Annotated in this window: 24 protein-coding genes; 11 read left to right on the top strand and 13 right to left on the bottom strand. The window is 53.1% G+C overall.

What is annotated here, in order from left to right; genetic code table 11:
• Window positions 1–3 precede the first annotated feature (3 nt).
• The 4 genes from ACOOFE_RS17945 to ACOOFE_RS17930 all read left to right on the top strand — a co-directional run bounded on the left by ACOOFE_RS17945 (window position 4) and on the right by ACOOFE_RS17930 (window position 5,972).
• Complete coding sequence (locus ACOOFE_RS17945) at window positions 4–873, top strand: LysR substrate-binding domain-containing protein (protein WP_420411319.1); 870 nt, start codon at window positions 4–6, stop codon at window positions 871–873.
• A gap of 452 nt (window positions 874–1,325) precedes the next feature.
• Window positions 1,326–2,378 carry a hypothetical protein gene (locus ACOOFE_RS17940; protein WP_420411318.1) on the top strand — a complete coding sequence of 351 codons (1,053 nt, stop codon included), beginning with the start codon at window positions 1,326–1,328 and terminating at the stop codon, window positions 2,376–2,378.
• Between the two features lie 146 nt (window positions 2,379–2,524).
• Window positions 2,525–4,174: an energy-dependent translational throttle protein EttA gene (gene ettA, locus ACOOFE_RS17935; RefSeq protein WP_420411317.1), complete on the top strand. Its 1,650-nt coding sequence runs from the start codon at window positions 2,525–2,527 to the stop codon at window positions 4,172–4,174.
• A 655-nt stretch (window positions 4,175–4,829) separates the two neighbouring features.
• Window positions 4,830–5,972, top strand: a complete 1,143-nt coding sequence (locus ACOOFE_RS17930) for a glycine cleavage T C-terminal barrel domain-containing protein (RefSeq protein WP_420411316.1) — start codon at window positions 4,830–4,832, stop codon at window positions 5,970–5,972.
• Between the two features lie 236 nt (window positions 5,973–6,208).
• On the opposite strand, the gene ACOOFE_RS17925 is transcribed toward ACOOFE_RS17930, so the two are convergent.
• The 3 genes from ACOOFE_RS17925 to ACOOFE_RS17915 form a co-directional block, all read right to left on the bottom strand.
• On the bottom strand, window positions 6,209–6,961 hold the full coding sequence (locus ACOOFE_RS17925) for a substrate-binding periplasmic protein (RefSeq protein ID WP_420411315.1): 753 nt from the start codon (window positions 6,959–6,961) through the stop codon (window positions 6,209–6,211).
• Between the two features lie 277 nt (window positions 6,962–7,238).
• Complete coding sequence (locus ACOOFE_RS17920) at window positions 7,239–8,000, bottom strand: substrate-binding periplasmic protein (protein ID WP_420411314.1); 762 nt, start codon at window positions 7,998–8,000, stop codon at window positions 7,239–7,241.
• A gap of 209 nt (window positions 8,001–8,209) precedes the next feature.
• Entirely contained in the window at window positions 8,210–8,776 is a 567-nt protein-coding gene (locus tag ACOOFE_RS17915) for a hypothetical protein (protein WP_420411313.1), read from the bottom strand.
• Window positions 8,777–9,018: 242 nt separating this feature from the next.
• On the opposite strand from ACOOFE_RS17915, the gene ACOOFE_RS17910 reads away from it, so the two are divergent.
• Both ACOOFE_RS17910 and ACOOFE_RS17905 read left to right on the top strand, forming a co-directional pair.
• Window positions 9,019–9,801: a hypothetical protein gene (locus ACOOFE_RS17910; RefSeq protein ID WP_420411312.1), complete on the top strand. Its 783-nt coding sequence runs from the start codon at window positions 9,019–9,021 to the stop codon at window positions 9,799–9,801.
• A 152-nt stretch (window positions 9,802–9,953) separates the two neighbouring features.
• Window positions 9,954–11,120, top strand: a complete 1,167-nt coding sequence (locus ACOOFE_RS17905) for a hypothetical protein (protein WP_420411311.1) — start codon at window positions 9,954–9,956, stop codon at window positions 11,118–11,120.
• Between the two features lie 60 nt (window positions 11,121–11,180).
• Here the strand turns inward: ACOOFE_RS17905 and ACOOFE_RS17900 are convergent, their stop codons facing one another.
• The 4 genes from ACOOFE_RS17900 to ACOOFE_RS17885 all read right to left on the bottom strand — a co-directional run bounded on the left by ACOOFE_RS17900 (window position 11,181) and on the right by ACOOFE_RS17885 (window position 15,450).
• On the bottom strand, window positions 11,181–12,566 hold the full coding sequence (locus ACOOFE_RS17900) for a hypothetical protein (RefSeq protein WP_420411310.1): 1,386 nt from the start codon (window positions 12,564–12,566) through the stop codon (window positions 11,181–11,183).
• A 190-nt stretch (window positions 12,567–12,756) separates the two neighbouring features.
• Window positions 12,757–13,467, bottom strand: a complete 711-nt coding sequence (locus tag ACOOFE_RS17895) for a type IV pili methyl-accepting chemotaxis transducer N-terminal domain-containing protein (protein WP_420411309.1) — start codon at window positions 13,465–13,467, stop codon at window positions 12,757–12,759.
• A 162-nt stretch (window positions 13,468–13,629) separates the two neighbouring features.
• Complete coding sequence (locus ACOOFE_RS17890; RefSeq protein WP_420411308.1) at window positions 13,630–14,421, bottom strand: substrate-binding periplasmic protein; 792 nt, start codon at window positions 14,419–14,421, stop codon at window positions 13,630–13,632.
• A gap of 240 nt (window positions 14,422–14,661) precedes the next feature.
• Window positions 14,662–15,450, bottom strand: coding sequence for a substrate-binding periplasmic protein (locus ACOOFE_RS17885; RefSeq protein ID WP_420411307.1), 789 nt, complete (start codon window positions 15,448–15,450; stop codon window positions 14,662–14,664).
• A gap of 163 nt (window positions 15,451–15,613) precedes the next feature.
• Here ACOOFE_RS17885 and ACOOFE_RS17880 point away from each other — a divergent pair, with 163 nt between their 5' ends.
• Window positions 15,614–16,234, top strand: a complete 621-nt coding sequence (locus ACOOFE_RS17880; protein WP_420411306.1) for an MOSC domain-containing protein — start codon at window positions 15,614–15,616, stop codon at window positions 16,232–16,234.
• A 14-nt stretch (window positions 16,235–16,248) separates the two neighbouring features.
• Window positions 16,249–16,641 (top strand): RidA family protein, encoded by a 393-nt coding sequence (locus tag ACOOFE_RS17875; RefSeq protein WP_420411305.1) that lies wholly within the window; start codon window positions 16,249–16,251, stop codon window positions 16,639–16,641.
• A gap of 69 nt (window positions 16,642–16,710) precedes the next feature.
• On the opposite strand, the gene ACOOFE_RS17870 is transcribed toward ACOOFE_RS17875, so the two are convergent.
• The 4 genes from ACOOFE_RS17870 to ACOOFE_RS17855 form a co-directional block, all read right to left on the bottom strand.
• Window positions 16,711–16,947 (bottom strand): hypothetical protein, encoded by a 237-nt coding sequence (locus ACOOFE_RS17870; RefSeq protein WP_420411304.1) that lies wholly within the window; start codon window positions 16,945–16,947, stop codon window positions 16,711–16,713.
• Between the two features lie 63 nt (window positions 16,948–17,010).
• Entirely contained in the window at window positions 17,011–17,421 is a 411-nt protein-coding gene (locus tag ACOOFE_RS17865; protein WP_420411303.1) for a transporter substrate-binding domain-containing protein, read from the bottom strand.
• 202 nt (window positions 17,422–17,623) lie between these two features.
• Entirely contained in the window at window positions 17,624–18,943 is a 1,320-nt protein-coding gene (locus ACOOFE_RS17860; protein WP_420411302.1) for an alpha/beta hydrolase family protein, read from the bottom strand.
• Window positions 18,944–19,047: 104 nt separating this feature from the next.
• Window positions 19,048–19,365: a DUF2293 domain-containing protein gene (locus tag ACOOFE_RS17855; protein WP_420411301.1), complete on the bottom strand. Its 318-nt coding sequence runs from the start codon at window positions 19,363–19,365 to the stop codon at window positions 19,048–19,050.
• A 107-nt stretch (window positions 19,366–19,472) separates the two neighbouring features.
• On the opposite strand from ACOOFE_RS17855, the gene ACOOFE_RS17850 reads away from it, so the two are divergent.
• Complete coding sequence (locus ACOOFE_RS17850; RefSeq protein WP_420411300.1) at window positions 19,473–20,099, top strand: helix-turn-helix transcriptional regulator; 627 nt, start codon at window positions 19,473–19,475, stop codon at window positions 20,097–20,099.
• Between the two features lie 16 nt (window positions 20,100–20,115).
• On the opposite strand, the gene ACOOFE_RS17845 is transcribed toward ACOOFE_RS17850, so the two are convergent.
• Both ACOOFE_RS17845 and ACOOFE_RS17840 read right to left on the bottom strand, forming a co-directional pair.
• Window positions 20,116–22,149: a putative bifunctional diguanylate cyclase/phosphodiesterase gene (locus ACOOFE_RS17845; protein WP_420411299.1), complete on the bottom strand. Its 2,034-nt coding sequence runs from the start codon at window positions 22,147–22,149 to the stop codon at window positions 20,116–20,118.
• A gap of 333 nt (window positions 22,150–22,482) precedes the next feature.
• On the bottom strand, window positions 22,483–24,492 hold the full coding sequence (locus ACOOFE_RS17840; RefSeq protein WP_420411298.1) for a putative bifunctional diguanylate cyclase/phosphodiesterase: 2,010 nt from the start codon (window positions 24,490–24,492) through the stop codon (window positions 22,483–22,485).
• 376 nt (window positions 24,493–24,868) lie between these two features.
• Between ACOOFE_RS17840 and ACOOFE_RS17835 the strand changes: the two genes are divergently transcribed.
• Together ACOOFE_RS17835 and ACOOFE_RS17830 are read left to right on the top strand one after the other, a co-directional pair.
• Window positions 24,869–25,648, top strand: a complete 780-nt coding sequence (locus ACOOFE_RS17835; RefSeq protein ID WP_420411297.1) for a helix-turn-helix domain-containing protein — start codon at window positions 24,869–24,871, stop codon at window positions 25,646–25,648.
• 71 nt (window positions 25,649–25,719) lie between these two features.
• Window positions 25,720–26,358: a 2-hydroxychromene-2-carboxylate isomerase gene (locus ACOOFE_RS17830; protein WP_420411296.1), complete on the top strand. Its 639-nt coding sequence runs from the start codon at window positions 25,720–25,722 to the stop codon at window positions 26,356–26,358.
• Window positions 26,359–26,367: the final 9 nt, after the last annotated feature.

Raw genomic sequence — 26,367 nt, 5'->3', positions numbered from 1 at the left:
CTCATGGCTTTTCCATCCGCGACTGCCCTCAGGGTGTTTGATGCAGCGGCCCGGCTGGGCAGCTTTAAGGCTGCCGCCAGCGCCTTGAATGTGACCCCCGCCGCCGTGTCTCATCAGATCCGCGGGTTGGAGACACATCTGGGCACCGGCCTGTTTGAGCGGAGCACCCGCAAGGTGGTCCTGACATCCGCCGGCCAGAGGTTGCTCGCCGCGACAGGTCCGGCATTTCAGCAGCTTGAGATGGCGGTCGAGGAGATTGCCGGTGAGGGACAGAAGTTGTCTTTGACGACAACGCCGGCCTTTGCCGCGCTTTGGCTCATCCCGCGCCTTCGTGCTTTTGAGGCAGCGCATCCGGGGATTGTCGTTCATGTCGACACGTCTGTGCGAGCATCAGATATGCGCCGGGACCGGAGTTTCGATCTTGCGATCCGATATGGACAGCCTCCAGAGGAAGATGGGTTGGTCTTTACCGAGACGTTCGGGGCCTATGCCGCGCCCGCCTATCTGGAAGCCTCAAAAGAGAGACTGTTTGACACTCTTATCGAAACGGAATGGCAATCGGAAAACCTGCCTGGCATCACTTGGCAGGCCTGGTTCGAAGCGCGCGGAGAAGAGTTGGGGGGAACGGCAGGGATACGCCGGTTCCAGGACGAACACCATGTGATCAACGCCTGCCTTGCCGGGCAGGGGGTTGCACTGGTCAGCACTGTTCTGGCTGGCGACTTCGTCCAGCGCGGCTGGCTTGTGCCGGTGGATCCGGAAACAACTCTTAAGGGCCTGAGCTACCGCCTGATCATCGCGCCGGACCGTCAGGAGACGAAAAAAGTCCGCCAGTTCACAAAATGGCTTTGTGCCGAGATGGGGACGGAATGAAGTGCGGGTCGTTTAGCAACTTTGTGCTCAAGCGGGCTTGGGACACGCGGATCCTAAACGGGTCCAAAGCTACTCGCGTCGCAAGTGCTGATATTCCTGTGTTTTCCTCCCTGGATTTGCGCGAGGATCAACACCACTCTTGAGCGACTAGCGAAGTGGTGTTTTGGGGTGAAGTCACTGCATGGGCCGCTACTCGATCGAGCTGAGTAAGAGGCACCTTAGTTGCGGCTTTGACGAAAGAGGTGACGCCCCTGCAGTTATCTCTGACTCGACTGGTTGGCATCTGGCACCAAGCACCAGAAATCGAAGTGCTTCGCTTTCGCCCACAGTTAACATTCTCATCCCGACTTGCATCCCCATCGTTAAAATTCTGCGTTAACCGGATGGTAGAAAAATACGTGGCACTCACTCGAATGTGTAACTTTTGATTGTTGTCAATTCTGGTATTTCGCATGCAGATTTTTTGGGTGATTTTATATCTAACTACTCTTGTTCTTGCTGGGCTTATTATTTGGGGCGCTAGTGTGGTGCCAATTGAGGAAATTCTCGAAAGTAAACCCGATGGCCAGACGTATCAGTTAACATACTATGATCGTGCCAAACCTGGCGTGGCCAAAAGAAGTGAAACTGTATCCAACATCGCGCTTAATTTTGGTCCTGAACGCGTATTCAACAAAATCCCGCCGGGTAGATTAGCTGCGTCATGGGTCGGGCGAATGTCATTTGATGAGCCAAAAGTAAAACAGATTTCCGTCAAACAGAGTTGGGGTACAGCTAAAATTCTTGTGAACGGGAAAGAAATTCTCAATGGCGGTGGAAATACTCAAATAAAACATACCTTTTCTAAGGGGGTAAATGAAATTGAAGTGTTCTATATAAATAATTGGCACACTGTTACTTTTAAGGTCGTAATTGAAGATGTGATTGATTATTATTCGATTTCAGATCTGTTGAGTCATAGTAAAAAAAATCTGAATATTGACGATAAAATTATTTATGTGGGTTTATATGAAGCTGCTAACGGAACATCGGATGTTACGGTTGACGTTGGAGAAGTATCGCAAGGTAATATTCTGTGGTTAGATTCCTACGATCCTATAGATTGGAGAATTGTTGATGCTGGCAAGGTAAAGTCAGTAGTTGTCGCTTCTCATGCGCCCGGTAGTCGAGTTTTGGGCCTAGACAAGAACACTCCGATCTCATTCACCAAAAAACCTATCGGGGTGCACTCAAAGTCCGAACTTAAATGCCACTGTGTGGCCGGAACCTTTCACTGTTACGGTGGAGAAAATCTGGAAAAACTGGAATCTGAAGTCACCAAACGAACAGGTTTAGAGCTTGTAGCTTATGGAACATCCTATGCTGCGCGCAAAATAGAACCCGTACCGTTTAATGACGATATGCGTGAGCAAATCCAACAAATCGAACCGACAAAGAAACGGCTAAGGGCTCAATGTTTGAAGAAAAGCAATCCTGACTTTGACACCTTGTTCAATAGTCAATAGTCGCTCTTGAAGTTTCAATTTTGGATTTCGGGTGATGGATATTCTTAAAAAATCCCCCCATTGCCCCAAAGAGCCCTTTCGCGTAAAAGGGCGCCAGATTTTAGATAAGAATCCCGACATTCCAACTTGCGGAGACGACGAGCCCCATGGCGCGCCAGTTCATCTATCACATGCATGGCCTGTCCAAGGCCTATAACGACAAGAAAGTCCTCGACAACATCCACCTGTCGTTCTACCCGGACGCCAAGATCGGTATCTTAGGGCCCAACGGCGCCGGTAAGTCGACACTTTTGAAGATCATGGCCGGTCTCGACACCGAGTATTCCGGTGAGGCTTGGGCCGCGGAAGGCGCGAAAGTCGGTTATCTGCCGCAGGAGCCGAAGCTCGACGAGAGCAAGACGGTTCTGGAAAACGTCATGGAAGGCGTCGCCCACAAGCAAGCCAAGATCGACCGCTACAACGAACTCATGATGAACTACTCCGAAGAGACCGCCGACGAAGGTGCTGCTCTTCAGGACGAGATCGACGCCCAGGACCTGTGGAACCTGGAAAGCCAGGTGGAAATGGCGATGGAAGCCCTGCGCTGCCCGCCGTCAGACAGCTCCGTTGAAAATCTTTCTGGTGGTGAGCGCCGCCGGGTGGCGCTCTGCCAACTGCTGCTTTCCGAGCCGGACCTTCTGTTGCTTGACGAACCGACCAACCACTTGGACGCGGAAACCGTTCACTGGCTGGAACGCCACCTACGTGAGTTCAAAGGCTCCGTCCTGATCATCACCCACGACCGCTACTTCCTGGACAACGTCACCGGCTGGATCCTGGAGCTCGACCGCGGTCAGGGCATTCCGTATGAAGGCAACTACTCCGTTTACCTGGAGAAGAAGACCAAGCGCATGCAGCAGGAAGGCCGTGAAAACATGGCCCGCTCCAAGGCGATCGAGCGTGAGCGCGAGTGGATGGGCATGTCGCCTAAAGGCCGCCAGACCAAATCCAAAGCCCGTATCAAGGCTTACCAGGATCTGGTCGCCATGCAGGAAGAGCGCCTGCCGACCATTGAGCAGATCCTTATTCCGGTCGGTGAGCGCCTCGGCGCCAACGTCATCGAACTCGACGGCGTTTCCAAAGGTTTTGAAGACCGGCTCTTGATCGAAGATCTGTCCTTCAAGCTGCCGCGCGGTGGCATTGTTGGCGTCATCGGCCCGAACGGTGCCGGTAAATCGACGCTCTTTAAAATGCTGACCGGCCAGGAAAACCCGGACAAGGGCAACATCACCGTCGGTGACAGTGTGCATCTTGGGTATGTTGACCAGTCCCGCGACAAGCTCGACCCGAACAAGACTGTTTGGGAAGAGATTTCCGACGGCAACGAGATCATCTATCTCGACGGCAAGGAGATCAACTCGCGTGCTTATTGCTCGTCCTTCAACTTCAAGGGCCCAGCTCAGCAGGCGAAAGTGGGCGATCTCTCCGGTGGTCAGCGCAACCGTGTGCACCTGGCGAAAGTCTTGAAAAAAGGCGCCAATGTGCTGCTGCTCGATGAGCCAACCAACGATCTCGACACCGAGACCTTGGCCGCGCTCGAAGATGCTCTCGAAAACTACGCCGGCTGCGCCGTCGTGATCTCGCACGATCGTATGTTCCTCGACCGTCTTGCCACACACATGCTCGCCTTTGAAGGCGACAGCCATGTCGAGTGGTTCGAAGGCAACTTTGAGGACTACGAGAAAGACAAGGTCCGCCGCCTCGGCGCCCATGCCGCCGACCCGCGCCGCATCAAGTATAAGCCGCTGACGCGGTAAGTTCTGACCTCATTGAGCGATTTGAAAAGGCGGTCCTGCGGGGCCGCCTTTTTTTTTGAGAGAGAGGCTTTTTGCGCACTCGGCCTTGCCTCTGCCCCGTCATCGTCGGGCGTGACCTGAGGATCCATTCCGTTTCATTGCCCCACGCACTGTTGGGTAAAAATAGGGGGGAACGGTCTGGATGACCCGGTCAAGCCCATTGCTATCCGGTTTGGATCTGGTGAGTGCGCTACAAACGATTGAAATCACTTCAGTGTTTCGGCTTATGAAAACGCCCAGACATGCTGTGAGAACTCTCGATTGTCGTCCCAGCGCAGGCTGGGATCTAGTACCCCGTGTCGTTGGCGGTCGGAACTTTACGCTATTTCATGAGGTACTGGGCCCCAGCCTTCGCTGGGGTGACAAAAGACAGAACTATTTGCCGCGTACAATTCCTTCACGAGCTCAACCGTGTCTGGATCCGAAACATGTGTAAGGGTTTTCCAATGTCGCACTTGTGACAGGGGGTGACCCTCTTTGGCTTTTAGCTCGCAGCTGTATTTATTACTTTGCGTCAAGCAGGCCTGATGTTTGACGTCCAATTTTGCCGGAAGAGAGCTGCCGGCAACGATCTGCCGAAGGTCAAACAACATCTCATCAAGCGTGGGAGGAACACGTGAGCGCAGCCGCTGAATTCGGTTTCGGGACGCAGATCAGAAAGTCGCCCTATTTCGAGGCGACGGTGCGTTGGGGCGCTAAGGCGTTCTCCGTCTACAATCACATGTACATTCCGCGCGACTTTGGCGACCCTGAACAAAACTTCTGGAACCTCGTCAAGGATGCCATCCTGTGTGATGTAGCTGTCGAACGGCAGGTGGAGATCACCGGTCCGGATGCGGCGGCTTTTGTCCAGAAACTGACACCGCGCAACCTGTCCAGCATGGCGGTTGGCCAGTGCAAATACATCCTGATCACCAATGCCGATGGCGGGATCATCAATGATCCCATCCTCCTGCGGCTTGGCGACAACCACTTCTGGATCTCTATTTCCGATAGCGATGTCCTGTTGTGGGCGCAGGGCGTTGCGGTGAATTCGGGATTGGATGTCTCGATTTCCGAGCCGGACGTTTCGCCGCTGCAGCTTCAAGGCCCAAAATCCGGGACGATCATGCAGGCTCTGTTTGGTCAAGAGATCATGGACCTGCGCTACTATTGGCATCGCGAGGTCGAGTTGGACGGAATTCCGTTGATCGTGTCCCGCACGGGCTGGTCCAGCGAACTCGGCTATGAACTATTTCTGCGCGATGGCAGCCGCGGCGGCGAGCTGTGGGAAAAAATCATGGCAGCGGGTGCGCCGCTTGGCCTCAAGCCGGGCCACACATCGTCGATCCGCCGCATCGAGGGCGCCATGCTGTCGTATCATGCCGATGCGGACCTTCAGACAAATCCGTTTGAATTAGGTTTGGATCGCCTGGTGGACCTGTCGATGGATGCTGATTTCATCGGCAAAGCCGCACTTCAGCGGATCCGCGATGCCGGTGTTGCCCGCAAACAGGTTGGCCTTGTCATTGGCGGCGCCCCGTTGCGCGGTCCGAACACCACCTTTTGGACGGTTCGCAAAGGTGGGGAAGTGATCGGAAAGGTAACATCGGCGGTGTATTCGCCCCGGCTACAGCAGAATATTGCTCTAGCGATGATTTCTGCCGATTGTGACTGTCTTGGAGCGGAGTTTCAGATCGACATTCCAGAGGGGCCGGAACGCGCCGTCATTGTCGAAAAGCCGTTTTATGATCCGCGCAAGATGATCGCCGTGGCTTGAGAGATAACTCACACCTGAGAGGAGTTGGCCTCATGTACCTCGGTCACATGAAACCATTGAATTGCAACGTGTTCCAACTGATCACTCCCATCCGCACTCCGCCGAGCTGGCATCGACCGCCGCCGACCCGCGCCGCATCAAGTATAAGCCGCTGACGCGGTAATGCAGTGGCTGCATACACTCATAAACCCCGGAAACACGTTCAGGGGTTTTGTGTTTACATATTCATTAGTCGGTCAGTTGGCGGTGTGCCCGGCTATGATCTTTTCGATCGTGCCGTCTTGTTTCATTTCAACGATGGCTGCATCAAAGGCCTTTATGAAAGCCTTCGCACCGGGGCCTTCCCAGGCTTTTGGATAGGCAACCATTGACCTTTCTTCGCTGGCGATGCTGATGAAGTCTACGCTGTCCAGCTGGCTGTCTCTAATGACCTTTTCGGCAACCAAACGTTCCTGCACGTAACAGTCAACGCGGCCAAGATCGACCTTCATCAAGTTTTGCTCGGTTGTTAGCGCCTCTTCCAGAGTGATGTCGCCAGCGTCCACCATTGTAAAAAACTGATGGCCCGGTGTTTCAAAGCTGGAATTGTTTCCGAAAATCAATCCCTTGTAATCAGTTGGGTACGACCAGTCCGGGCTCGCAACACCTTTTCTGCAGTAGATGCCGACCTGCTCTATCAGCAAGGGTTCGGAGTAAGCTTGAATCCAGGGGCGTGCTTCGGGCTGGTAATATGCGCCGACAAGACCCTGTGCCCTGCCGACTTCAGTCAGTTTTACCGCTCTTGGCCAGGGCAGCGCGTCAACTCGCAGATGCTCGTTTGTCTCCATGCGTGCCGCTGCTGCACGGACAATGTCTGTGAGTATGCCTGCAGGTTCGCCGTCCGATTTCGTCATGTAGGGTGGATAGGCCTCGTCCAGCACGAAGCGGACTTCAGCAAACACCGAAGATGAAGTGAGTAGAAGACTGGCCGCAAGCAATACTTGTCGCACGAGTTATCCTCGTCCATGTGCCGAGATCAAAAGATGGTCGTTTTAAAAACTTAAGGAACGATTGCAAGGATACTAGAACAAGATGTTTAGCTAGCGGTGTTTGAAAATCAGCAACGAAGAAATTGTTGTTTTTGGGGGAACATAAAAGTCGATTAGGGAGTTTTGCCCTAAAATCGAGCCTCTTTCGGTCCACGAAATGAAAAAGGCTGCCTCGGGTCTCTAGACTAATGGAAAGTCCCCCAAGGCACGCTCAAGGGACTTACATCTATTGTCTGACCTAACTGCCGACGTGGCTGGCAATGATCTTGTCTATGGTCCCATCTTCCCTGAGGGACACAATGGCTGCATCCATCGCCTCAATAAAGGCGTCAGCCTCTGGTCCATTCCAGGACTTCCGGAAACCGATAAAGGATTTTTCTTCACTCGCATTCGCCACGAACTCAATGTTATCGAGTTTGTGTTTGTTAATCGCGATTTCCGTCGTCAACCGCTCTTGCACATAACAATCGATCCGGCCGGACGATAGTTTCTTCAAGTTTTGCGCTGTTGTTTGGGCTTCTTCGAGTTTGATGTCACCGGCGTCGACGAGGGCAAAAAACGCTGCGCCGGGCGATTGGAAACCTGTGTTGTTGCCGAATGTGAGGCCTTTATAGTCGTCTGGATAGGCCCAGCTGGCGTTTGCGACGCCAGGCTTGCAATAGATGCCAACTTCTTCTGTCATCAATGGTTCAGAGTAGGTTCCGATCCAAGGACGCGCCTCGGGCTTGTAGTATGTTCCAACCAATCCATGGGCCCGGTCGCCCTCCACAAGCTTTACGGCGCGGGACCAGGGAACCGTATCCAGTTTGAAGGCTCCTTGATTTGCCATCCTGGTTGCTGCTGCCTGGATGATATCTGCCAGGATCCCGGCCGGTTTGCCATCCTGTTTATCCATGAACGGTGGGTAGGCCTCGTCCTGGACCAGCAGGACGTTTTGAGAAGAGGCAGAGGCAGGAACAAGAGCAAGTACAAGGCTTGCGAGAATAAGATGCTGTTTCATCCGATAGTCCTCCAAATATTGGGAGATATTTCAGATGGTCTATTCTGGTTCTTAAAAATGTATTGGATTGAAAGCTGAGCCTATGACTATTTGAAAGAATTAATAGAGATAGCCTCAGAATGTGATCCTGGTTCAGATTTTCATTGTGCATACTTTCAGCGTGATTTTTGGCGCCTGAGACAACTTTCAATGTAAGAAGTCTCCCCTTTTTATTCCCATGCACACTCTACCGGGCTGGTGTCCATGGACCACTCAGAAACGGGCAGCGCTTTCAGGTTGGTGCGGATTGCCTTGCCGTCCAAGAAGCCTTTTCCGGTCAAAAGGTTGACGTCGCATTCGCCGGTCAGGACCTCCCCATTGGCGTCCACCGCCAACGTGTCATAGAAGGAATACGTGTAGCCGGCGACCACAAACCGGCCATTGCGATGAACGATCGTCAGCGTTTGCTGCCAGCGGTGCCGGCCGATGGCGATGTTTTCTGATTGGACCTTGAGGGCGCCTTTGTCCGTGGCGGTGAGCTTGGCATCGGAGCCACCGATCCCGGTGACGGCAATGCCGGGTGCTGCGGCCTCCAGGTGAATTTCATTGATGTCCCGGCTGAAAAGATAAAGATCCGCATCGCCGTCGTTGTTGACCAGCACAGCCCGGTAATAGTCGCCATTCTGATACCCGCTGACCGCAGAAATCACGTCGCCGGCGTTGACGGTTAAATCACCGCTGTGCGCCGTGACTGGCAGCAGAATCAGGGCTGTGATGCAAAAGCTGCGAAGGATCATGATCGCGTTTCCGGTGGCTGTCGATAGGACCGTAGTCTTGCGTGTTCGCCGGAAATTGCCAAGTCTGTTTGCAGAACAGCCAGCTGATCTGCGGATGCTTACCTAACAAAAGCTTCATGCTGGCGCCGTCTTTCCGATGCATTTGCCTGAAAATGTGTTCCACGTCACACGGCTTGCAGGTGGCACATGCCAATCTCGCACGACCGGCATCGGAGTCATTTTGAAATTGGGAGGAGGGGTTCATGAAAATCTCGTCTGCACTACCGGCCGTCTTGGCCATCTGTTTTACCTGCGGGGCTGCGTCGGCTCAGACGGCAACCGGAGGCGACCCCGCCCCGCCGCCGGCCTATGATTATGTCCAGCAGGCCGGGTCGATGACGTTCGACGGGAAAACGCTCACCTTAAAGGACGCCAATACCGGTGTTTTGTTTTTCAGTGAACGGCCCTACCGGGTGGGTGGCCAGATCTCGAACTCTGACTTTTCGGTCTATTGGGAAGACGGCAACACGTTCAATCAAGTTCCGCCCAACGCGGTGGTGAGTGTCTTGAGCGGAACTGACAAGCCACCGGCAATGGTCGAACTGACATCAGCAACAACCGAAGGCTCGACGGTCGTTTACGGCGTAAAAGTACTGCGCGGTGAGTTGCCGGAAAACGCAACTGGCATTGCTCTATTCATCGACCACGGCTCGAAGCCGCGGCATCGGCATATGGCTGCAGCACCTCAGCAGGGCGCGGTCGGGTTCGAGCCTTACGGACCTTATTGTTACCACGCACCACAAGATCCGAAGTGCCGGGCCTGGCATCATCCTTATCACCCATACTACCCGCCATATCCGCCCTATGGTCCCTATTATCACCCGGGTGCTGCCTATGCTGCTGGTGTGGCAACAGGCGCGGCGATCGCCAATGCCAACAAGCAGCCGGTGTACTACTATTATCCGATCCCATCTGGACCGCTTCCGCCGAACTGCTGGATCAATTCGCAGCACACTCAGATGGTTTGCCCGGTTCCAATCCAGTAACGATTTGGATCGTCTAGCTCCCCTCGCAAACCGTGCCGGTGAGGGGAGAGGGGTATTTCTATTGCATTGCGATAGGAAATTGTGCGTTGCCGTTGCGTGAAGTTGACGACCTTGGTAAATTCAATCAATGATTGTTTATTGGGGTGATTGCAATGCGCTTTTCAAGATGGGTTTCTGCAAATTCCGCCGGTTGTTTGATGCTCGGATTGGCTATGTGCACGTCTGTGGCGGCCGAGCCATTGCCCAAGTTGACCCTGGATGTCACCGAGACGACAGTTTCGGGGCTCTCCAGCGGGGCCTTCATGGCGGTTCAGCTGCAAACAGCCTTTTCCAGAAACATTGCCGGGGCCGGGGTTGTGGCCGGCGGGCCCTATGGCTGTGCTGTGGTGCAGTCCTGGTGGAATATGGTCCGCCACTACCGGGTGGTGAAAGCGGTCGGCGTGTGCATGGACAACACTCCGAACCCGCCGGAGCCGGCGCAGTCGCTGGTGGTGATGCAGCAACTTGAGGAAGAAATTGATCCGATCGCACATATTGCCGATGACCGGATTTATCTGTTTCACGGGTCAGCGGATGAAACGGTGCGCCGGCCAACCATTGCGGCGCTCGCTGACGTCTATGCCGCGCTAAATGTCCCGCCGGAAAACATTCGGTTTGTGCGGGATGTCGACGCCGGTCACGGGTTTCTGACCGCGTCTGATGCAACCAACGCCTGCCCAGCCAACCGGCAAGACGCAAAAAAGGATCTCTCTTGTGGGGTGGTCGATTGTGCCATTACGGCTCCGGACTTCTTGAACAGCTGCGCCGCGCCGCAAGGGGCGACGGAGAAGATCGAGCAAGCGAAGGACATCTTATCCTGGCTTTATGGTCCGCTTGAGCCTCAGGCAGGACCGGTCGAAACCAACTTGAAGTCCTTTGATCAGACACTCTATGCGGATGGCGTGCCGGGAATGGGGAATACCGGGTATGCCTATATTCCAACAGCTTGCGCGGATGGGGAAAGCTGCCGCCTTCATATCGCGCTTCACGGCTGCCAGCAGTTCAGTGGGCTGATCGGCGAAAAATATGCGCGCTTGACCCAGTACAATCGCTGGGCAGAAAGCAACCGGATCGTCGTGTTGTATCCGCAGGCCGCCGTTATTCCAGGTGATATTTTCAATTGGTTTGGCGCAATTGGCGGCAATCCGAAAGGCTGCTGGGATTGGTGGGGTTATGCGGATTCAGATTTCCTATCCAAAGACGCCCCTCAAATCGCGGCGATCGGCCGTATGGCTGCAGCTCTCGGTGCTCCGATCGCAGATTGGGATCCGGCCGACTAAAGCTTCAGTCCGGTCCGGGCGTGGAGCCGGGATCAAAACAATTGCCTAGGCGAACCCCCACTATCTAACTGCCGCACTCGGAGCAAAGGATGCTTGAGTGGTGCCGAGCCACGGACCAATGGACAGTTTGATGGTACCTGAGGAGACATAAAAGGGCGTCTTGGAGGGGACATTCGGGCCGGAATAGGGGCCAAGTGGGTCTTCGTCCATGGAAAACCCATAGGCCGCGCCGCCATAGTAGATCGGCGATTTTCCGCTGATCCGGCAGTCGTTGCCATCGATATCGCTGCAATGCAGGAACTTTGCGTAATAGTGGCAGGTGCTGCCTGCCCGGTACCAGCTCGCTGCATTGTTCCAGGCCAGCGTTGAAAAACCAGGCTCCAGCTCAAGCGGTGTTGTCGGAAGAAGCACGCCAGACATGGCGACGCCCCTGCAAAGAGCTTCCCAAATGGCGTCCTGCAACAAGCCAGCGTCACCCGCGCTGCCTGCTGGGGTCAGGTTTCCGAAGGCTTGCTGGAAAACATACTGCGCGCTTTGAAGTCCAGGTTTCGGTTTGTAGATGTCATAGGAATTGGTCCCGTTGCTCAAGCTGTAGGCCTGTGTGGCATAGCCAGTTTCGGGGTTGGTTTTTGGTCCGCAAATTCCAGAATAGATTTCTGGAGCCGCCGGATTTGCGCTTAAGTTGAGGCTGATCCGGTTGCCTTCGGCAAAAAACTGGCCCAGGACCGTGTCCCAATAACTTGCAAGTGGATCGGACGTGCTGCCGGTGTAGTTGCCGCTTTTGGCCGCGAGCATGTCGTTGGGATCGCAAAGCGCAAAAAATTCATTGCCGATCATCGGCGGCATATAAGTGGTGCCTGGAAGCGGCGCGGAATACAAAAGCTCTGCAAAATCTGCAGCAGGTGCATAGGTTTTGGCCTCATTGGCAACAAATGCGGTAAAGGCTGCTCCAATTTGTTCCCGGCTGACACTGGCGTCAATGCCATAGTACTGCAGGTGGCCGGTTGCTGGATTGGTGGCTGAAAACCGCAAATTCAGGCCGAAACCGCTGACTGCGGTTACATTGAATTGTGCGTCCATTCCGAATTCAAACACGTCGTACGGCCCGGCCGGCTGCACTCCGTCCCCCGGTTCTGCCGCATAGGGGTACTGCGCATATTGAGTTGGGGCGTTGTTACTGATGGCAAGGGCCTCAGGCTGGTTTTGCGCAACCACGAACAACAAGCGGTCATTGCCGTTGGTGCTTTCGTCGAGCGTAACCGTAGCGACATCCGGCAAACTGTGGAATGGCAGTTCGGACGGGTTTGCCGGGGCAGCAAAACTGCCACCTTTTTGCAAGGTTTTGAAACTGCTGCTGGCACCGGCATTGATCCAGCCGGCCACCCAAACTGTCCCATTGCCCGCGCTCATACCCGTATCATTGGTAAGTTTTATCGTAATCGCCATGACCGTCTCCCAAACAACAATATGCAATTAATGATTGTATTGACATGCAATTCAATCCGTAAAATTCGAGATGTCTGTATTATTGGGCGGGATAGACCCGGGATCGGACTCACAAATGAGGTTGCTGCAACCAGCCTGAGCGAGCTGGGGGGTATTGTTCGGGCGCAATAACATTTAGAATTTCGCTGTGTCAGGCGAAGGCAAGAAAGCGGATGATATCATCAGAGCTTTCCGTAATATCGTCTGAAATCTGTTTGATTTCATCGGTCAACGCCCGGAATTCGCTACCATGTTGGCCGGCCCTGTTGGCCGAAATTTTGGCATTCAGGGCGATTAGGCGTGAGAACTTCGAAGCGCGCTGGATTTCTTCGACCGCCGCCCGGACCCTGTCGATTTCCTGGTCACGCTGTTTCTGCCGCTTTGCCGTTTCTATTTGAAAGTCGTGTTCAAGGGCGGTGACAATTTGCTGCAAAACGCCAAGTACATCGGTCAATACGAATGTGGAGAATGCCTCAAGCTCCTGATCTGGCCGGGTTTTACCACTTTCCAAAACGCTGATTGTATGCCGGGTTTCAGTCATAAAGTGACTGATTGTTCGCAGGCCCTTTTGACTGCCGGTCCCCGCTAATATGGCGCGGATACCATCTGAATCCCAAAATGGCAGGTCCTGAGCCGGGTCTCCCTGGCGAAGTATCGCAAAACCGCGTTCAAAATCGGCAGCGGCAATCTTTAGCATTTCAAGACGGCTGTCGGATTGCCGCAATTCTTGATCTTCTGTTTGTTTTTGAGCGGAATTAAGAACCACCGATAAAAAACCGACACGCTGGGACAACATGCGTTGCCGGCCGGCGATGTTAATCAATCTGGCAAATGTATTTTCGTTCAACTCCGGCTGCGTCATCGGACAGGCTCACCTTTGCTTTCTCAAGGTAAGTTTACAATCCCGTATTGTGCAGTGCGAAGGGGAAATCTTGTGCAGATTGCATAAATATTGGTATGCACTCAATTTGGGGCATAACAAGTGCTGGCAGAAAACCAGTCCGGCAACGGGAGAACTGCGGCGCTAGATCGTGCCGTCGGTCCACTTCATGATGATGTCGCTGATTGTTCCGTCTTGGGCCATCTCTTCCAGAACTTGGTCCATCTCTTGGATAAATGCATCCCCGTCCGACGCGCTCCAATGCTCGCTATAGCCAATATGCGCCGGTTCTTTCAGCACTTTGCGGATCGGTTTGATGTTGTGAAACTTATTCAAGCGTAAGGAGATCTCAACGGCAACTTGTTCCTGCACATAACAATCGGCACGCCCGATATGCAGTAAGCGAAGGTTCTCATCGGTTGTCTGTTCTTCAATGACTTCGATCTTGCCTTGCTCGACCAACTCGAAGAACTCGGTGCCTGGAGTTGCAAATCCGGCATTGTTGGTGAACAGAAGGCCCGCATAATCTTGCGGATAGTTCCAGGTCTCCTTAGCGACCCCATCTCGGCAATAGACATAAATCGTTTCGGTTGCCAAAGGCGTTGAAAAGTGCCGGATCCACGGCCGGCGTACCGGTTTGTGATAAGTTCCGACAAGACCATTGGCTCGGCCGGTTTCGACCAAGAATTTAGCCCGCGGCCAGGGAGAAGCTGTTAACAGAATGTTGTAGCCCGGCAAACGTTCGTCGGCCGCGCGAACAATGTCCGCATAAATTCCGGCTGGACCAGCATGCTCAGCAATCATAAATGGGGGATAGTCGGAATCCTGAACCAGTGTAACTGTTTTGATGTCTCCGCTGGCGCTCAACTGGTAGCTACCAAGCCAGATGATGGAGACGGCCGAAACCAGAACAGTGAGAGTTTTCTTTATCGTCATGCGCTTCGCTTGGATACCGCGTCTCCTTCCACGCGGCAAAAAAGGTTTTGCCACGGCGGGGTAAAATGCCACGAAATTCGAGCCCGCAATCTGACGGTCCTTTCCACTGATGTCGATTAGGTAAGCTACTTAAGGAAACTTAATCAAAGACAAATCCATGTGCGCAAAACATGGCCGAAAACAGGGAAAAAGGGGGGGTGTCCTTACGTCATGTGTAAAGAGAATTTTGAAGAGTTATTGTCAACTTTCCGGATAACGGGAGACGATCCTGTCAATCGTTCCATCGTTTTTCATGGTTTTTATTACAGCGTCCATCGCCTCGATAAATGCGTCTGCTTCCGGGCCGATCCACTTATCTGAATAGCCGATGTAAGCCGCTTCCATGGAAGCGGTGCCGACGTTGTCGACATTGGTGATGTTCTTTTCGCGGATTAGAATTTCCGTTGCGACACGCTCCACCACGTAACAATCGATCCGTTCGAGGGCCAGTTTGCTCAAGTTTTGTTCCGTGGTCTGGGCTTCTTCCAATTTGATCTGGCCTTGAGCGACCAACTCGAAAAACCGGTCACCCGGGGCTCTATATCCGGCGACGTTGCCAAACAGCAGGCCTTTGTAGTCATCAGGATAAATCCAGCCAGGTTGCGCGATACCGGACCGGCAGAAAATGCTGACTTCTTCATGGAAAATCGGCTCGGACCAATGCCGGATCCAGGGGCGGTCCTGCGGTTTGTAGTAGCTTCCAACCAAGCCTTGCGCACTGCCGTTTTTGACGAGAACCGTTGCCCTTGTCCAGGGAACCGCTAGAATTTCCAACTCACTCGACCCGAGGCGTTCTTTGGCCTCATTTAAGATTGCCGCGTAAAGACCACCGGCCGCACCGTCTTTTACAGTCATATAAGGTGGATAGGCGTTGTCTTGCACAAACAATACCCGGTCCGCCAATGCGTCAGAATTGGCAAAACACACTTGAGCCAGACCCGCCAAAATGCCGAACACCTTGGGAACAGATGTCTTTGGATGTTTATCCAACGCTGATCCTTTCAAGTCACTCAGAAACCACTCTCATCATTTTGACGCTGTCACCTTACCAAATGTATCAAGAAATCAAATGTTTCCATCAACGGGATTTGCTGGTTGTCGGAGGCTGTTTCGCCTAAACAGATCATCACGACCGATTAAATAGGATACATTCATGGCCGACCATCTTGTCAGTCTTCCTGATGATCTGCGGGTAACCCGCAAATTCAAACTCTCCGGACAGGTGGAAGGCGTGTTTGGCACACCGGCCATCGATGATTTTCAAACCCTGCCAGTAGACCGCCTTGAACTGACTTTTGAAGGTATTCCGGGCGACCGGCATGCAGGGTTTACACGCAAGTCCGGTGGACGGGAGCCTTGGTATCCGCGCGGCACCGAGATGTGCAACGAGCGCCAGATTTCGATCCTGTCTGTTGAGGAGCTCGGCATCATTGCTGAACGGATGGAGATCCCTGACCTGAAATCGGAATGGATCGGCGGTAACATTACCCTGTCCGGCGTTCCCAATCTGTCGCTGGTGCCGCCACGAACACGGCTCGTGTTTGAAGGTGGATTGGTGATCCGGGTCGATGGCGATAACGCGCCGTGCCGCTTCGCCGGGGCGGCCATTGCGAAAAACTATCCTGACCGCGGCGGCTTGGATCTTCTGTTTGCGCAAAAGGCGCGCCGTCTGCGCGGGCTCGTTGGATACATTGAAAAACCTGGCGCGGTTCTTGTCGGCGAGGCTGTGACCGCTCACATTCCGGAGCAATGGATCTATCAGCCTGATAGTTGATTAAGGAGACCCCTATGCTGCCAATCCATCACATGATCGATCGAGGTCCACGACCAGTTGCCCCATTTTCTCACGCGGTGGAAGTTGACGGCTGGATATTTGTCACCGGGCAAATGCCGACAGATCCAGATGCTCCTGATGCGCCTTTGCCGGATGGGGTGGCCGCCCAGACCGAACGGGTTATGGAGAACCTCAAGATCGTGTTGGGTGGGCTGGAACTAGAGCTGGAGAATGTCACCTTCGCAAGGGTATATCTGACACAATTCGAACGGGACTACGAAGAGATGAACGAGACCTATCGCTCGTTCTTCAAAGACGGCAAGTTGCCGGGCCGCACTTGTATTGGGGTGACCGGTCTTGCCGTTGGTGCTTTGGTTGAGATCGATCTGATCGCCCGCCGGCCTTAAAGGCCCGACACCGAGGACGGAGGCAAAACCCAGTTTGTCTCCGGTTTGGCCGTTAGTACCAAGGAAACTTCAAAAACTCAGCTTGTCGTTGGTGTTCACTTGCCCGCGGCAGCTGGGGACGGCCTTGTCAAAGGCCACCGGAAATCCTGGATCTGGCTTCAGAAAAGTTTTTGAAAAATAAACGCCGAGCGGTTTGTCTTTTTCGATCTCGGATCGGACCTGATCTTCAACTCGGCGTGCCTTGAGCAGTTGCCCCATGACCATGTCGTTGGCAAGGATCGCGTCATACCGTCGGGCAAGCAGCATTTCCAGCAACCCTTTGGAGTCGGGCGGCGGGAACTCTGTGGTTCGGTATTCATTCCGCTGTATTCAGGACTGCATATTGGCGCCTAGAAAACTGGACACCAGGAAGTCAGATTTGGAACCAGGATCTCTGGGGCTGCCGATCTTCGTCTTCAACAGATACCAGGTCCAGGTTTGGCGGGCGATGACGGCGCTGGCTACCCCCATAGTGTCCCGGTCATGGTTTCGGGAGGCGGCGAAAAAACCGTCCGCGCTGCCGCTTTGAACTTCCAATTGGGCCCGCTTCCAGGGCATCACCCGGATTTCGAGCGGGCGGTTCATTTTCTCAAAGACACAGGCGACGACGCGCACTGCTATGCCGTCAAACCGTCCATCTTCCTGGTAAGATCCATAGGGCGAAAGGTTATGTGTCGTCAGGACTACAGGCCGTTCATCTGCATAAACGGTTGATACCGCGTTAGCCAGCGCAGCTACCAAACAAACGGCTTTTAGTGCGCGCTGTCTCACAGAGTGCAAGATTACCGCTGGACACTGCTGGAACCAGGCCAAGACTTCCCTCTACCCCAAAAAGAACGATCAAAGGAAGCCAGTTTATCGCAAAATATGACGCAAGGGAAAGGCGGGCCTTCCGAACCAGTTAATGGCAGCTGGTCTTTAAAGACAATGCTCGTGCCGTCCGCTATTTGTCTTTGCCAAGCGTTTCGAATTTCAACCCCTTGGCGGTCCGGTCCGGAAAACCGTGCCAATAGGTGTGATCCGGAGACAGCGTCCCATCGTCGTTCTTGGCCATGACACCATCTTCTGCGGTCGGTACAAGGTCGAGATAAGCGGCTTTGTCGGTGTCGTGTTTCAGATGCAGATCGACAAAGGCGGTCGTGAAATGCTGCAAAATGTTGTTCATGCGCACCGTATCCCAAACCGCATCGGCGTAATGATCAAATGGGCCCCAGCCAAGCTCCTCACTAAAAGCATAGGATTCTGCCGGTGCCGGCATTGGAGCGGCTGCGTTGTGGTTGGCGCTGACAAACGTCAATAGATGCCGGTCCGTGCCTGTGCTTTCCTCCCAGATCCTGCGGATGCCGGTTTCGTATTCAGAAACATCATCCACGCTGCCGGCAACATAGAGCGCTGGGACGCGGACACCCGAAAGCCCCTTAGCATCCCAGAAATCCCTGTTCCGGCCCCAGGGACCAATTGCAACAATGGCTTTTAGCCTTGGATCCAATAGGGCTTCATGGCTGTTGCTGCCGGCTTTATGTACGCCAAGCAAGCCGTCAGGAGCCCCCCAGTCGTAGTCGATCGCCTTGTCGGTCACCCCGCCGCCGGCGGAAATAATGGCGCCATAACCGCCCATGGAATAGCCGATTAAGGCTGTCCGCCCGGTGTCGATGAGACCGGCGAGAGGTGTCTCCTTGGCCTTTGACAGCCTGTCAATTTCATTCAGGACAAACATCTGATCCAACGGCCGGTTGACCAGCGTTGAACCAAAAGCCGCCTTATCATGATAGAGGCTGTCGGTGTGATCGATCGAAGCGACCACATAGCCCTTTGTTGCAAGATTTTCTGCCAAATGGCTCATCAAAAACCGGTTGCCGGGATAGCCATGAGAAATCAAAACAAGCGGGTAGGGGGCAGTATTCCGGTCGGCAGCCGCATTTGGTTTGGAAAGCCCGAGTATATCGGCTTGCCTTTGGCCATCGCGCAAAATCACGCGCATCGCTTCCGGGGCATCATGAGGCTCAGCCGGATAAAACACTTCTACTGTTAAGGGGCGGTCGTATCGTTTCGGTGTTTCGTCCGCTGCGATCCGGACAATGTCATATTGATCAGGGTTCGTCAGCTCCAGTGTCAGCCGGCCAACACTGTGTGGTCCGTGGGCGGCGAGCTCCGGGGCATCCGGGCGAATGAGGTCGATCCGGTTTTCAGACATGGCTTCTACTGGCACCAAAATTGAGGAGAAAGCGGTAAGAACAAGCGCTTTTAGCAATGAATGGGACACGATTGGCGACCTCCCTGGCCCGATCTTTGATAGGTATCTTTTCACCTAGGATAATTGGCAAATATGACAAGGTTCAAGGTGGAGAGGAATGGATGACGTTATACTCAGTCAGGACTGTTGTCGTCAGCCGAAAGCCGTTTCTGGCAGCCCCAGTTTTCCAAAACCAAATTCATGGCATCGATGACAAAAAAACGCGCAGCATCCCGATCATAGCCTTCGTCCAATAAAGTATCATAGTCCGTGTGATTGTGGCGGATCCGGCTGGTTGTTGCCTGCCAAACGGCAATGGAGGGCGGCAGATGACGCAAGTGACCGGCCAGAGCCAAGGCCAAAATCGCTTCTGCATCGGCCATCGGTACCCGTGGCAGCAAAATGCGGAGCGCCTTGCGCATGTCTTTCTGCCGTTTGGTGCCACCTGTCATTTGGGTCCGGTACCACAAAGGACGGCATAAGAAAACGAACGCGATTGTTCCAAAGATTAGATAAGCGATCCTTTTCTTTATCGTAAGCGTCGTTATATTCATAAGTTATGTCAGACCGCACACGTACCCGATTGCTCAATGCCCTGAAGGTGTCCGGCCCGCAGACCGCAGCCGAACTTGCCAAGACGCTGGAGGTCACTTCCGTTGCGGTCCGCCAACAGCTCGATGGGCTTTTGGAGGACAAGCTGGTCGTTTTTGAAGACCTCAAAGGCACGGTTGGCCGGCCAAAACGGAATTGGTCGTTGAGCGAGCAAGGCCATGGTCAGTTTCCCGACAATCATGCGGCGCTGATTTTGGGGTTGTTGAACGGTGTTACAGATCTCTATGGCAAGGACGGTCTCGACAAATTGATTGCGCGGCGCGAAGAGCAAAGCCGACAGCTATATTCAGAGGCTGTTAGCGCGAACGATGATCTGGGTGGCAAGGTTGAAGCACTGGCGGCCCTTCGCAGCCGGGAAGGCTATATGGCCGAAGTGGAAGCGGACGAGGACGGGTTCTTGTTGATTGAGAACCATTGTTCGATCTGCGCGGCTGCCACAGCTTGTCAGGGCTTCTGCCGGTCCGAACTTAGTCTGTTTAAGGCTGTGTTGGGCGGCGGAGTCGCGGTGGAGCGCCAAGAGCATCTATTGTCGGGGGATCGCCGCTGTGTCTACCGGATTGCGAAAACCAGCTGAGTTGGTAGGCCATACTCTAAACTACGGCCCGGTGCCGGTGCTCTGTTTTGTCGTTTGAGGCGAGCGGTAAACCGGCAATAGCATCGGAGCGCGCAAGACTTTCCGAGATTTCATCAAACGGCATTGGCGGGCAGAACAGATAGCCTTGAACGAATGGGCAGTGCAGTTCTTCCAAAGCGTCCAATTGACTGAGGTTTTCAACCCCTTCTACGACACAAGCCATTTGCATGGTGCGGCAAAGGTTCAAAACCGATGTCACAACACCACCTGAGATCGGATCGTCGAGATTTGCTATGAAACTCCGGTCGATTTTCACACAATCGATGGGAAGTTTATGGAGATAGCCAAGGCTGGAGTATCCGGTGCCGAAATCGTCCAGCGCCAATCTACAACCCGCATCCCGCAGTTTGTTCAAGCAGGTTTCGGCTGCCTCATAACTGTCAATGACCGATGTTTCTGTGATTTCAAAGGTAATCCGAGCCGGATCGATGTGGTGGTTTTTGATAATCTTCAGCAATCGGCCAACGGTTTCAGGGGACGAGATATCGTGGGCTGAAAGATTGAAAGACAGCCTCAAGTTGTTCGGTAGAGCGCTGATTTGGTCAACGGCCATAGCAAACAGCTGGACGGTGAGCCGTTGAATCTGGCCGGTACGCTCCGCGACTTGAATGAAAACATCCGGAGAGATTTGGCCGAGCTCTGGACTGGTCCAGCGTGCGAGCGCTTCAAAACCGGTTATCGTCCGGTCCGGAACGGCAACAATAGGCTGAAGATGTACCTGGAATTGCTCGTAAACATCAGCCCGTTGCAAAGCGCTTTCGATGGCTCTGTCGGAGCGGATCTTGGCTTCGTGATCGGCAGAATAAACCGTAACGCTGCCACGGACCGTGGTTTTGGAATTGTAGAGCGCATAATCTGAGCGGTCGAACAATTCGTGTGTGGTCTCACCCGCTTCCGGGAATTTGGCAAGCCCGCAAGAGGCGCCGATGGTGATGCTCATTTCACTGATTTGATAGGGGCGCTGAAGGCGGTCGCAGATTGTTTGAGCGACCGAGGCCGCGGTGTGTGGCGCGCCTAAAAACAACAATCCAAATTCATCACCGCCGAGCCGGCAGATTTCAAGGTCCGGTAGATCAAGGTTTTGAATACGGGACGCAACCGCCACCAAAAGCTGATCGCCAGTTTTGTGGCCATAGGTATCGTTGATTTGCTTGAAGTGGTCCAAGTCAATCACACCGACCGTAAAGGGTTCCCTGCTGTCTTTCACGGTGTCCAAGTGCTTACCTATTTTCTTGAAGAAGTACCGGCGGTTGGGCAAATCTGTAAGAAAGTCGGTGTGGGACAGCCGCTCGTTTTCTCTATTCAGCCGTTCTGTTTCTTGATGTTTGGTTGCCAGCTCAGTCCGGGATTTTATCAAGTTTACAAAAGCGTTATAGCTGTTGAACAGGACTTTCAGGATAACAAGGGACACTAGGAAAAGGTTCAAGGCGATTGCCGCATAAACTTCCTGATTTTTGCTGAGAAAAAAAACAAGATATGGCGCAGTTACAATCAGCATGACCAAGATGGCAGCTTGCGGCAAATGCATGAGGCAGAAGACACAGCCAAAGACCGTCGTTGTGATGACGATTGCGACATGACTTTGTTCTGTGATGCCGCCATAGCTTTTCAGAGCGAAAGACCATGAAACGTACAGAGCCGCTATCACACCGGCCAACACAGCAGTCTGGCGCAATTTGCGGATTGCTTGTTGCGGAGTAAGCTCAATATGGCGGGAGCGGACCCAGGAAATAAGCCGTAATGCTGTAAAAGCAAGGATTGGTGTGAGGGTGCCGATTGTCAGGTAAGCCGGAGCCAAATCACGGTAGGTATAAGCCGCTGCAACTGCGTTCAAAATAATGAGTAGATAAAGCGGCGGGATCTGGGAGTTCAGTTCTTTGCACTTTGCGAGTGCGATTTCTGGCTCAAGTGTATCAATCAAAAACCAGCGAATAAAGTACCGCAATTTTTCGACAATGGTTTGCATCTTAAAGTATGGGTGAAAATTCATAGTAATCTCAGGTAGATTATTGTAAAAATCTGATTGGATCACTCTGAGAGGGAAATTGTTTAAATTACGTAACGGTGGCGTAAGTCTATTTGGAATTTGCCAAAAGAATTGTTTCTCAATTGTGTCTTTTGATTTGAGGATTGTAATAAATACCTATGCAGAGCAATTTCGCGGGCTGTAGTTATTCGTTCTGATAAACACCCTTGAGATCAAAACTGTACATCATGAGCTGTTTTTATACGCTGAGCGTAATGTATGGACGGGCGTTATATTTCAGTTTGACATGTGGCTGTAGTGCCTGAAATCCGGTTTTGGCGGCTGCTTATACTGCTTCTACATTGCTGAGCGGCGCAGGAGGTCTTCTGGGATTTCTGATGTAAGCGGCAATCCAGCGACCGTCCCGGAGTTACCGATACTGGTTTCAATTTCTGAAAATGGCCGTGGGCGGCTGAATAGAAAACCCTGAACAAGCTGGCAATTCATGTCTTTCAGCACGTTTGCCTGGCTTTCTTGTTCGACCCCTTCCACCACACAGACCAGCTGCATGGATTGGCACAGGTTTACGATAGACGTGATAACGCCATTGGCGACGGGATCGCTCAGGTTTGCAACAAAACTGCGGTCGACCTTGACACAATCGATTGGCAATCGGTGCAAGTAACTGAGGCTTGAATAACCGGTGCCAAAGTCATCCAGCGCCAGCCGGCAGCCCGCATTCCGCAAAGCATGAAGGCACGAAACAGCGGCATCATAACTGCCGATGACAGATGTTTCCGTAAGTTCGAATGTGACCCGTTTGGGATTGATTTTGTTGGTCTTGATGATGTCCAGAAGCTTGGCAACCGTCTCGGGCGAGGTGATGTCATGAGCCGACAGATTGAATCCAAGTTTGATATGGTCTGGCAGATTATTGATCTGTTCGACCGCCATGGTGAAGAACTGGATTGTCAAGCGCTGGATCTGACCCGTGCGTTCCGCCACTTGAATGAAAACATCAGGTGGAATCGAGCCCAGTTTGGGGCTGGTCCAGCGCGCAAGCGCCTCAAACCCAATCACTTTTTGGTCCGGCAAGGCTACAATCGGCTGGAAATGGACTTCGAACTCTTCCCTTATGTTTGCACTCTGCAACGCGCTCTCAATAGCTTTTGTGGAGCGCATTTTGGCTTCGTGGTCTGCCGAGTAGATTGTCAGGCTGCCGCGCGATGACGCCTTGGAATTGTAAAGCGCATAGTCGGAGCGGTCGAAAAGGGCGTGCGCTGTTTCACCGGCCTCTGGATAAAAGGCTAGGCCGCAAGAAGCACCTATGGAAATTGAGAGGTCTCCGATCTGGAAGGGTTGCTGGAGGCCATCACAAACGGTTTTGGCAGCCAAAGGTGCAGTTTCCGGCCCGCCTGGAAACAATAGGCCGAATTCATCGCCGCCCAGACGGCTGATTTCCAGTCCGGGGAGGCTAAGCTCTTCAAGCCGCGCGCCGACTGCGGTTAAAAGCTGATCACCAACTTGATGGCCATAGGTGTCATTGACCGGTTTGAACTGATCGAGATCGATGACGCCAACAGCAAAAACGCTATCTGAACTGGAGGCCTCTTTTATGTGTTGATCCAGCCGTTTGAAAAAATGCCTGCGGTTCGGCAGATCAGTCAGATAGTCGGTTTGGGACAAACGCTCATTTTCCGCATTCAGCAGTTCGGTTTCCCGTTGCTTGGCAGAGAGCTCGGATCTGGATTTTATCAGATCAGAAAACGCAAAATAGCCGTTGAACAGCACTTTCAAAATAACGAGACAGACGAGAAAGATATTCAGCGCTATCGCCGTATAAACATCTTCATTCTGGCCGAGATAGTGAACAAGATAGGGCACCGTCACTATCAGCATGACCATAATGGCCGCCTGGGGCAGGTGCATCAGACAGAAGATACAGCCGATCACTGTGATCGCGATAAAAAGCGCGACATGGCCCCGTTCGGTAGGGCTTCCATAGCTGTCGAGACTGAGAGACCAAGTGATGTAGATGACCGAGATAACGCTCGCCATAATCACAGTTCTGCGCAATTTATTGATTGCCTGGTCCGGCGTGAGTTGGTCATGGCGCGAGCGGACCCATACCAGTAGGCGGAAGATCGTTAACAAGAGGATTGGTACAAGGATGCCGATCGTTAAAAACGTCGGCGCTACGTCGCGATGGGTAAATGACACTGCAATCGCATTCAACATCAAAAGCACATAGAGTAGCGGAATTTGGAAATTCAGCTCTTTGCACTGCGCCAAAGCGAGTTCAGGATCGCAGTCCCGGACGAGCGTCCAGCGGGCAAAATCTTTGGCCTTATCAATGAATATCCGCAAAACTCAAAATACCCCACCAAACGATGCTAGCCTCAACTGCAATTATTGAAATTGTATAGATGCATCTTGGAGCTAGACTATATTGAATTAACGCAACGGGACAGATCTAATGATTTATGTTTTGAGGGAGGCATTCACTTCCAAAATTCCTGTTTTCCCCATTTTATCGTGAATTATACTTAGGCGCATTATTCGTCGGAATTTGCATGCACATCGCCGAGAGCGGGCCAAGCTCCGTCCGAGTAGAGTGCTTTGATGCTAAAATATCCCATTGATTGATTTTTCAAAACTTCAGTGACAATACTCGCAAATGGATAAGCGAGACCGAGCAGAATTGTTCCGCGAGCGTTTGAGCACCGCCTTGCGGGAGCGGGAAATGAACCGATCCGATTTGGCGCGCGGCGCGGACCTGGACCGGTCAACGGTTTCCCAGTTGCTGTCAGAGGACAGCCCGCGGCTGCCCAATGGTCAGGCTTTGGCGGCGATTGCCACAGCCCTCGGTGTCTCGGCCGATTGGCTACTGGGACTATCGGCGCACAAGGGCGCAGCTGCGGAAATCCTGGATCAGGCAGTGCAGGTGGCCGAAACCGACCGGCATCCGGTCGATGAACACCTACTGGCTTGGTACCGCGATGCTGTGGGCGCGAAAATCCGGCATGTGCCGGCGAACTTGCCCGATGTTCTGAAAACCGAGGCGGTTTTAGCGCACGAGTACTCGGGCGAGACCTTGCGCACCGCAGGCCAAGCAATTACCGGAACACGCGACCAGCGGGCGTTGTTGAGCCGTGCTGAAACGGATATGGAAATCTGTCTGTCCAAGGAAGCCTTGGAGGCTTTTGCGCGGGGCGAGGGCATGTGGTCTGGCCTGTCCACCAACTGCCGGAAGGAACAGCTGAAAGTGATGGGCCAAACTTTGGCCGAGCACTATCCGTCGCTGCGCCTGCATTTGTTTGGTGCAAACGACCGGTATTCCGCGCCTTTCACGGTGTTTGGCCAGAAATGGGCAGCGCTTTATCTCGGTCAGCGCTACCTCGCCTTTTCCAACACCCGTCATGTGCAGCTGTTTTCCAAACATTTTGACGATCTCGTCCGCCACGCACTGGTGCGGTCTCATGAGGCCGGGGAATTTGCGGAAAAGCTGGCGGACGGCCTCTGACACGGGCCACTTCCTGTGTTTTTTGCAATTCCTTTCCAAGTCCCGAAACCTTCAAGCTAATCGGTTATCGCATGCAAACCATTGATTATGTTTATTCCGCTCATTCGGCATTTGCTTACCTCGGATCAGCGGAAATTCTACGGATTTGCAGGGCGTATAATGCCACGCTGGTTCATAGGCCGGTGCTTTTGTCTCCGGTCGTTGAGGCTCAGAGAGGCGCGGGGTTTCGCGGCCGGACACAAGCCCATGTGGACTATTTTTTTGGACGTGAAATCGAACGGTGGGCGGAATACAGATCTGTTCCGATCATTTCGAAACGGCCGACCTTCCACGACGCCGATTATAGCGTCGCGTCAGGAATGATTATCGCGCTTGGCGATACTGGCGCTGATCCCGATCGATTGGCGCACGCCTTGTTTGAAGCCCATTGGAACGAAGATTGTGACCTTTCCGATATTCCTGCACTCAAAGCCATCGGAACGAAGCTGGGATTTGATGCGGACACGCTGCTGGAAAAGGCTGCGTCTGACGAAGTTCAAGCAAAACTTCAGGAAAACACGGAATGGGCCAAACAGAAGAATGTGTTCGGGTCGCCCACTTACATCGTCGATGGCGATCCATTCTACGGTCAGGATCATCTGGCGCTGGTGGAGCGGGCGCTTCAACAGCCGTTCGGTCCAGCGCGCTGGACTAATCCGTCCGTGGATTAGCGAACAGCG

It is taken from the genome of Roseibium sp. (assembly GCF_965216085.1).
Taxonomy (GTDB): Bacteria; Pseudomonadota; Alphaproteobacteria; order Rhizobiales; family Stappiaceae; genus Roseibium.
Note: the sequence above shows the minus strand (reverse complement) of the source record. Positions and strands in the feature narration are given on the sequence as shown.